Source organism: Streptomyces sp. WAC05374 (assembly GCF_004353505.1).
Taxonomy (GTDB): domain Bacteria; phylum Actinomycetota; class Actinomycetes; order Streptomycetales; family Streptomycetaceae; genus Streptomyces.
The window spans coordinates 39,283-48,449 of sequence record NZ_SMNQ01000001.1; the positions used below are offsets into that span (position 1 = coordinate 39,283).

Genomic DNA, 9,167 nt, shown 5'->3' on the forward strand with positions numbered 1-9,167 from the left:
CTCATAGGCGGTAGGCGGAGGCGGTCCAGGGCGCGGCGTCGTCCCGTCGCTCAACTGTTAGTCATTCACACCCGGACCGTACGCCGCTGAACGCCCTGCGGGGGCAAAGGCGAGCGTGGTTCCGGCGGTCGACAAGGTTGAAGCGGCCCAGTTTCCCACGTCGCCAAGGCGATCAACCCTTCTCGTCATGGTGACGATTAATTCGGTATCATGATGTCGGACTGATGAGGCTGCGCCCAGCGAGCGGGCCATCGGCAGAAGGAGGCATACATGGCGAGCGAAGACGCGACCGGACCGGTCGCCATCCCGGCCGGAGGTCTGATCGAGCCTCCGATGGCCATGGCATTGAACGTGCACTCGAACCCGGGCGTGTACGCGCTGCTGCTGGGGGCTGGCGTCTCGATCGCCTCGGGGGTCAAGACCGGCTGGGGGGGTCGTGAAGGACATCGTCGGGAAGGTCGCCGCCGTCCGTGACCCCGACAACCCTGACGCCCGCGCGAAGGCCACGGCCGACCCCGAGAAGTGGTGGGAGGCCAATACCAGCGAGCCACTGGGCTACTCGGCGCTGCTGGCCGCTGCGGCTCCGAAGCCCTCCTCCAGGCAGGCCATGCTCGCGGAGTACTTCGAGCCTGAGGACGGTGAAGACGACAGCAAGGGCCCGACCGCGGCGCACCGGGCTATCGCCCAGCTGGTCAAGCGCGGCAGCATCCGTGTCATCCTCACCACCAATTTCGACCGGCTGACCGAGCGGGCGCTCCAGGAGGTCGGGATCTCGCCGCAGGTGGTGAGCCGTCCGGACCAGATCAAGGGGCTCAAGCCGCTCGCGCACAGCCAGGTCACCGTGATCAAGCTGCACGGCGACTACGCCGACCTGGAGCAGCGCAACACCGTTGACGAGCTGGAAACTTACCCCGACGAGCTCCAGGAGCTCTTGGAGCGGGTGCTGGACGAGTACGGGCTGATCGTGTGCGGGTGGTCTGCGGACTGGGACAAGGCACTCGTCCGCGCCGTCGAGGGCACCCGGTCGCGCCGGTACCCGCTGTTCTGGTCGCAGTACGGCCCGTTCAGCGACGCCGCCCGTGCTCTCACCTCCCAGCACGACGCGGTGGTGATCGACGGCAAGAGCGCGGACGAGCTGTTCACCGACCTCGTGCGCCGCGTCGCAGCTCTCGACCGTCTGACAATCGCGCCCATCACCCGAGACGTCGCCGTCGTGCAGCTCAAGCGAGCCCTGCCCGACCCGCTGCGCCGCATCGAGCTATTCGACCTCGTCGACCAGGCCGTCACCCCGATCGTCGACCACAGCACGCCCGAGTACAAGCCGGTGCTTGCCACGTCCACTACTTGGGCCGACACCTTCGGCTCCAATGTCCGCGGCTACCGGGCCGACAGCGACACCTTGCTGCATCTGCTGGCCAACGGTGTCTTCCACGACGACGGTACGCAAGATCACCTCTGGCGACGTGCAGTCGAACGCCTTGTCCGCCTGCGCGACACCTCACCGGGCACTTACAACGAGTTTCTGGAGAAGCTGCGGCACCTGCCGGCGCTGTTGGCCACCTGGACGATCGGCGTCGCCGCCGTCCTCAGCAGCCGCGAGGAACTGCTGGCCACTGCCCTGTACTGCCCGGAGTGGACCCTCCCCCACTCCGGACGCACCCGCCGCGGACCGGCGTGGTACCTCAACCCAACCGGGTGCTCAGCGTTGACGGCATGCACGACATGCATCGGTCGGGGAACGGGGCCAAGTTCTTCTACCCCCAGAGCAACTGGCTGAAGGACACGCTGCGCGAGCCCTTCCGGCTCGTCGAGCCCAGCGACGTCGCCTACCGCGAAGCATGCGCCCGCTTCGAGTTCCTCGCGTCCCTGATCGCTATGGACACCGACAACGACTTCCTCTCCTATCCCTGGGCGGGAGAGTTCTTCATCGACTCCACCTGGGGCTATGACAACAACGGCCTCGCCGCCGTCATCGAGGCGAAACTCACCGACACCTGGCCACTCCTCCGCGCCGGCGCGTTCGGAGGAGAACTTCTCCGCGCCCAGAAGGCCCTGACCGCGCTCACCGAGTGGAGGGGCAAGCACGACAGAACGTGGTGATCTGCCGCCACGACGTGCCCGGCATCTGCGCTGCCGGGCACGCGCCGTCCAATGTCGCGTGTCGGATCACCCGGCGGCGGGTGTGACGCCCTCACCGAAGGGGGGCACGTCGGCCGCCGTGACGTCGAGGCGTAGTCGGATGATTCGCATCGGGTGACGCGAGGCCTCTCGATCGATGGCGGTGTCTGCGTCGACTTCCGCGACCTGGTGCGGGACAGCCAAGGTGACGTCCGTTCGCGGCTCTCCAGGTGGAGGAGAAGCGTGCGCCGCCGTGCGCCGGTCCACGGTGATCGCGGCTGCGAAGCGGGCATGCCGGTGATGCCGCCGACAATGGCTTCGGTGGTGTGGCGACGCCTGATTTTGAACAGCCCCTGCTCGATGCTCGTCAGGAACGCGCCTGCGTCGGGGAGATGATCAGAACGGGGCAGCGGACGCACGCATGCTCATGAACGCAGTCGCTTCCGTATGCTCGTCCGCAGTCTCCGCGAGCGAGCCAGTGCACCGCGACAGGCCGCCTCCGCTTCCAGAAGGATCCTGCGGTCGCGATGTGCCAGCGCGCTCTGGTCGGCCACAGGGCCTCGCACGGCGCGCCCCCGCAGCGCGCTCGCTGACCCTTGCTCTGAGGCGGGCCGGGGTGAATGTCGCGCTTACGAGGATGCTCCAGTGGTTGTGGGGGGAAGGCGGCAGTCAAGGACAAGGGCGGAGACGACTACGCCTTGCTCGTGCTGTTGGTGTTGTGCCTGTCGTTGCAGGTGGTCTTGGATTTTGCTCAGCGTGTGGTCCTGGACCGGGCACTGCCGCCTTTTGATGCCCCAGTGATCGCAGTCAAAGTAGCCGATCAGGTAGACACCGGCGGTCCTGGGGGTTTGTAGGTAGTCGCCAACAAGCTGGTCTGTCAGGGCCATGGGAAGCGTTGTGTTCCAGCAGCCTTTGCACTCGATGACCACCTTGATGGGGTCGTCGCTGGCCCCGGGGACCGCCGGTGCTTCAATTTGAATGTCAGTCCGCAGGCCGGGGAAACCAGGTCGGCGGACCTGCACTTCGCGATTGATGACGACACGGTGGCCGCCTATGTCCTGAGCGAGGAAGGCAGCGACGATGTCGCTGAAATCCTCCTCCCAGCAGGGCCACCAGTTGGTGTGGTTAACACCATGTTGGTCTCTATTCCATAGAGCGATCACGAGCCCATTGGGTCGATGGAGTGCGGCCTCGAAGCGGTGTAGGGATTCCAGGATAATGTCGTGCAGCTGACGTTCGTCGGCTATTCGTCGCAATTGAGGGTCCCGGGCAAGGCGCAGTAGTTCTTCTGGGGTAAGCGGCGTGGCGTGGCGGGCGGCTGCGGCGCGGGCTGTGGTCCTTGCGGCGTTTCTCAGCTGCCACACGTCAGCGTAGCGATTGGCCAACCGCTGGAGATGGGTTGCTGCTTGGGGGCTTTCCTTCGCGGCCAGCAGGGTGGGCAGGGACCGGGCGAGGTCGCCGAGGCGGTCCTGGGTCGTGACGATGCCCGGTTCACCTCCGTAGGAGAGCGCCAGGATGGTGGTTCCTAGGTGGTCGACAACGAGGGTGTAGAGGTCTGCGAGCTGCTTTTCAGACAGTTCACCTGTGGCGTCGGGCCAGTTGCGGGACGTGCTTGCCAGTTGGTTGAGAAACTCGGCTAGTACAGTTTCGTCGCTTAGGCCGTCTCGGATGGCTGGCCAGGCTTCGGGGAGAACGGTGGTGAACTGATTATCGAAGAACATTAGAGCGTGGGCGGCCCTGATCCAGCGGGTGCGCGGCTTGCTGCCCTGGTGTTGCTGAGCAGGATCGGCGGCAACTTCCTGCCGCAACAGGTCTCGGGCTTCGGTGTCTGCATGGGCGGCCAGAGCGTGCAGGGTGGTGGCCCATTGTTCAGGAGTCCGTACTGGTGCGGTTGCCCAGGTGAGAAGGGTTGAGCGGGTCTCATTGCGCGTGGATGCTGCGAGGACACCCGTCATGCCGCGCGCCGTATTGTCGTCAGCCCGGTTCAGGACGTCGGCTAGCAGCGGCGGGAGATGGTCAGCTGCCCGGTGCGCGTACACGGGCAGGAGTTGGTTCCGCAGGGACACCTCGTGGTCGTCGTATGCCGGTGCGGAGGCCAAAGCCAGGACCCATCCCGCCGCCTGCTCGGGGGTGGCTGGTAGTACTGAGACGTCAGTGCCGGCGACGGCGAAGGCCGCGATCTCTGGGATGCGGGTCCATTGCGCCGATCCGTGTGGGGTGAGGTCGTCCGCGGTCAGGGGCGGAACGAGTCGAAGGGCGTGTTGAGCCGCCTGCTGCAGCGCGTGCGCCAGGTTACTGCCGGGCGCAGGGCAGGAGGGGGCTTTACGGGCCAGGGACATGACGGATGGGTGTCTGTTGGCGGCTGATCCGTCGTGGGTCTTGTGCAATTCGGCGAGGACGCGGCGCCAGGCCGTGCGTACATCGTTCGGTGTAGCAACGTGCAAGCCATCAAGTGCTGTGCGTAGTGCTTCGTCGCTGTAGGTGAGTTCCTTCCGCCGCTGTTCGCGCTCTTCGCGGATGGTGCGTTGGCGGGGATTTTCGGTCGGAGGGGTGTCCCACCAAGCGGTCACTGTACGCAGCGAGGGGTGAGCCATGCGCGCCTGCTCGGCTTTCGCCAGCAGCACCGGATCATCGGGCTTGGCGATGCGGACGGCGTGAGCAGCTAGTTTTCGTGCCTGGGTGGAGAGGCTTCCCCACTGGTTCATCCAGTACAGTGCGTCGCCGGTCGGCAAGATCTGCATGGCATTCGAGATGCTGTCTAGGGTGATCAGCTGGGCCTCTGCCGCTTTTTCGAGCAGGCGGTGAGCGATAAGACGTCGTACGTTGTGCCTGTCAGCCAGGGCAGCACCAAGATCGGCTAGACGGTCGCTTGCTTGGTCCGAGTAGAGGAAGTCCTGATCGCAGTCGGCTAGGGCCAGCAGCGCCTGCACAGCCTTCGCGATGTACTGCTGTTGTGGAGTATTGCCGTCTGCTTTGGCATTGCGTACGGCCTGAGCGGTGAGGGCAATCGCCAGCGTCTTGCTTCCCTGACCACCGGGTGCGCTGAGGATGCGTGTGGCCCAGTCCATGGCCGTTGACAGGTCAGTAGGTGAGAGCATACCTGGGAGCTCTCGCTGCAGCATGTAGGCGGTCCCGATATATGCGGGGTCTGGGTCGGGGACCAGGTCGAGGAAGTCGTCGAGGCTTATGTGCTGTGGCCACAGCCGTTGCAGGGCTGCGGCGGCCACTTCTGGGGATGCGTCCCTTGCCAGCGTGTTGATCCGGCCGAGGGTTGCGGCGTCCACTACCGTCGCATCGATGGCAGACACGCGGATCTCGGTGACGACCCCGGTATGTTCGGCGATCTTGAGCAGTGGGTCAGCCAGTCCTGCGGAAAGGCACGACCGCGCGAGAGCGACGGCCGTGTAAAGCAGGTTGGGCTCTGTGCTCGCCTCTAGGTACTGCTGCAACTGGTTCTCAAGTTCAGGGTGAGCGAATCGGTGGGAGGCGGACCATTGGAATGCAGCGGTGTCGTCGCGTTCAAAGTGACTGAGAAAGGCCTGCGCAGCCCGCGCCCGGCCGGAAGGGGGCAGGGCTTGCAGGTCTGCAAGTTGGAGCACGAGGGGGTCGTCGCGGAGAATCTCCTCGAACAGGTCGGGGTCGCTGGTGCAGCGCCAGGCGGCTGTCTCTTGATGAACTGGCAGTACATGGCGGGCTGAACCGTCGCCGATCCACAGCAGTTCCCGCTGCACTTCAGCATGCACGCGCCGGGTCCGCAGGAAGCGGGCTGCGAGAAATTCCTGATAGCTGCGGTGCGCGAAGGTCCACCGCAGTTCACCTACCGGCACGAACAAGCCCGACTCGACCGCCTGACGCAGTTCTCGCGTTGTACAGGAAACGGCTGACCCGAGAGGGCCTGGTTCACCACCGCCGCCGGACAACTGAGAGAGTGTCAGGTCTCCTTGCGCTGGCTGCGCCTGGTCACTGATCGTCTGATACCCACCGAACTGCGCAGCGGCGGCGATGCGCGCTGCGACAGCAAGAAGATCCCCGGCCGGGACTTGACGATCAAGGGCTGCCGGGTCGGTCGGGCGCTGCGTCTCGGTGCACAGGTGACGGCAGGCCTCCAAATATGCAGCTTCGGTCGTGGCAGGCAGGGTACCGTTGTCGCCGAAACTGACCACTAGCTGCCGCAGCGTGACCGGGTGAATGGCTAGCGCAACCAATCCTCGCCGCTGTACCTCATCGATGAACCCGTCGGGCTCCCCAACACCGTAGAGGTCGGCAGCCAATCTGGCTTCCTCTCGAGAAAGCGGAGCTAGACCCCTGAGGGCAACTCCCCCTGGTCCCCACAAGCGGATGAGATCATCTTGCAGCGTGCGGGGCCATCGTGCGGTGCGGCAGGTGATCCGCAGTTTCAGCGAAGCCCGCGCCGACTCGCTCAACGCTTCGAGACGAGCGACAATGTGCCGATCCAAGGAGGGCAGAGCATTCAGCCCCTCATCCAGCCCGTCAAGCAGCACGTGCCACTCGCCCGTGGCCTGAGGGGGCCTGAGTGCCGCTTCAAGAGCCTGCGCGGCAAGCAGGGCATCCTGGCATCGCCCCAGATCGACCCACGTGGCGGACAATCCTGCTGCGTCCAGTGCCTTACGCTCCTGCAGGAGCGTCTTCGACTTACCAGCACCACGCTCAGCACGCAGCACCAGAACCGGGACCTGCCGCTCTGCGGCCAACGGAACCCCCACACGCGAGCTGAACGGGGCCGGCAGCGCCCAGCCATAGGCATCAGCCGCCGGCGGTGCCCCCAGCGGATAGACCCGGCGCTCCCAAGGACAGTCCTGCCACGCCATCTGCTCGGTCATCCCCTACCTCCGCACTCCAGCACGCCACCACACTAAACCGCATACACCACAACAGGCCGTGCCCAGCGCCACAGGCGGACCACTGCGCGAGGCCCATGGCGGTGAGTGCCTCTACTTCTTCGCCCCTCCCCTGCGCCCGTGTCGGTGCCAACTGCCATCACGAGCGGCCGCCCACCATGCCCGCATGGCCTGATCGGAATCGCGAGTGACAGGCCGAACCGATCCCGGCCATGGCCCCGAGCACCTAGTCGACGATCTCGTCGTCAATGATCGGAGGTGGCTTCAGCAACTCATCAAAGCCACTGAAAGCGGGCCTACCCGCTTGCGTCTATCGGCCGACTCCCACAACGGCGTCACGACGCTCCACGATGGTCATACGAACGCCCGCTTCAACTGCCGGCCTGACCTATGGAGCATCCAGGACCAGCAGGTCACTGCCATCGGGTGATTCCGTGACGGGGTGCCCAAGCTGGACCAGCAGGCCGGAGACCGCCGCCTGCACTATCGCTTGCATGCTGTCGCCAGCAGCTCCGGGCCGGTCCTGCGCCAGCGACCTGAACCCGTCCGAGGCCGTCCACCGCACGAGCACCCTGGCCGGCACCTGTATCACCAACATCCCCGCACGGCCGTCCTCCGCATCACCTCGGGCGACGTGGAACCCCGCCTCCATCAAGGCACGCCGAACCCGCGCGAGCAGATCGGGCGGAACAGAGTACACGAGACCCCGCCTGCCCCGAAGCGCGCCGACCAAACCTCCGGGCTAGGTCGTGTCCGGAAAGTCGATCGCTCGTTACTCCGTCCGTGGTGCGTCGACATGAACTGACTGATGAGTCGTGGGCGTTGATCGCTCCGTTGCTGGCGCCGGGCCGGATGGACAGGCCTGTGCGGGACAGGCGCCAGGTGGTGAACGGGATCCTGTGGAAGCTGTCCACCGGTGCGGCCTGGCGTGACCTGCCCGATCGTTATGGGCCGTGGAAGACGGTCTACGAACGGTTCCGGCACTGGTCCGCCGACGGCACCTGGGACAGGCTGCTGGCGCATGTCCAGCAGCATTCCGACGCCGTCGGCACCGTCAACTGGTCGATCGTCTGCGTGGACTCCACGACGGTCCGCGCCCATCAGCACGCGGCCGGGGCTCGAAAAGGGGGCCCTGGGAGGGCGAGGCCCTCGGCCGGTCGCGCGGCGGGCTGACCAGCAAGATCCACCTGGCCTGCGACGGCCGGGGCCGGCCGCTCTCCTCCACCCTGACCGGCGGGAACGTCAACGACTGCACCCAGTTCGAAGCGGTCATGGACCGGATCAAGGTCGCCCGGCCGGGGCGGGGCAGGCCCCGGACCCCGCCCGACCGAGTGGTCGCCGACAAGGGCTGCTCCGCGCGGAAGATCCGTGCCTACCTGCGACGACGGGGAATCGCCTGCACGATCCCGGAGCGGATCGACCAGATCAACGGCCGCATCCGGCGCGGCAGCGCCCGGTGTCGGCTCGACAAAGCCGCCTACCGACGCCGCAACGTCGTCGAACGCTGCTTCAGCCGCCTCAAACAGAACCGCGCCCTGGCCACGCGCTACGACAAACGAGCCGCCCACTTCAAAGCCATGGTCACCCTCGCCTGCCTCCGACTCTGGCTCCCCTGACTTTCCGGACATGACCTAGGGCACGCGCCTGCGAACCGCAGCCGGGTCATCAAGCACGCCGAAGATTCTTTACGGGAAAGCGCTTAGATTCGTCCATCAAATCCCACAGGAGCCCAATGCAGATTGCTAAATTGGGCTCCTGTGACTCGACTTGGGACTCGACTAATCGTAGTATCCGGGGGCGAACACGGTCACACCTTCTACGATGGAGTCGTCCTCAAAGGGGGCTGAGCAGAACAGCGCAAAGCACTGGTCCGAGTACTCCACTCCCGACTCATCCTCGCTCCCCGAGAGGCCAGCCTCTCTTAGTTCAGCAACTACTTCTCGATAGCTGCGCCCCAAAAGGGGAACGGAACCAAGGAACACGCCGGCAACGGGTGTCACCTCCAGGAACTCGAGCCTGTCTGAATCGTTGAAATCAAGGAACAGCCCAAGATCCACGTAGTGGTCCGTGAGCACGGTAGAGCTTCCCCTTTGAAATGACTCACACGGTCCGAGCCGAGCCCTTAGATCGGCGCGCGTCTCGCCAAACTTAGCTCGATCCAGCCCTTGGCGTGGGATCACATTGAAGCGC

5 protein-coding genes and 1 pseudogene are annotated in these 9,167 nt (G+C 65.3%); 4 read left to right on the forward strand and 2 right to left on the reverse strand.

What is annotated here, in order from left to right; genetic code table 11:
- Positions 1 to 270: 270 nt before the first annotated feature.
- From E2B92_RS00200 to E2B92_RS00210, 3 genes are read left to right on the forward strand one after another with little or no spacing between them, the layout of a single operon-like run.
- Entirely contained in the window at positions 271 to 474 is a 204-nt protein-coding gene (locus tag E2B92_RS00200) for a hypothetical protein (protein WP_126882880.1), read from the forward strand.
- Positions 437 to 1,777: an SIR2 family protein gene (locus E2B92_RS00205; protein WP_126882879.1), complete on the forward strand. Its 1,341-nt coding sequence runs from the start codon at positions 437 to 439 to the stop codon at positions 1,775 to 1,777. Before E2B92_RS00200 ends, E2B92_RS00205 begins: the two co-directional genes overlap by 38 nt.
- A complete protein-coding gene (locus E2B92_RS00210) occupies positions 1,714 to 2,100 on the forward strand; it encodes a hypothetical protein (protein WP_126882878.1) in 387 nt (128 codons plus the stop codon). Before E2B92_RS00205 ends, E2B92_RS00210 begins: the two co-directional genes overlap by 64 nt.
- Positions 2,101 to 2,747: 647 nt before the next feature.
- Here the strand turns inward: E2B92_RS00210 and E2B92_RS00215 are convergent.
- Positions 2,748 to 6,959, reverse strand: coding sequence for a hypothetical protein (locus tag E2B92_RS00215; RefSeq protein ID WP_126882877.1), 4,212 nt, complete (start codon positions 6,957 to 6,959; stop codon positions 2,748 to 2,750).
- Between the two features lie 804 nt (positions 6,960 to 7,763).
- Here E2B92_RS00215 and E2B92_RS00220 point away from each other — a divergent pair.
- Positions 7,764 to 8,593 (forward strand): annotated as a pseudogene (locus tag E2B92_RS00220) (IS5 family transposase).
- A 162-nt stretch (positions 8,594 to 8,755) separates the two neighbouring features.
- On the opposite strand, the gene E2B92_RS00225 reads toward E2B92_RS00220, so the two are convergent.
- Complete coding sequence (locus E2B92_RS00225) at positions 8,756 to 9,052, reverse strand: hypothetical protein (protein WP_126882876.1); 297 nt, start codon at positions 9,050 to 9,052, stop codon at positions 8,756 to 8,758.
- Positions 9,053 to 9,167 lie beyond the last annotated feature (115 nt).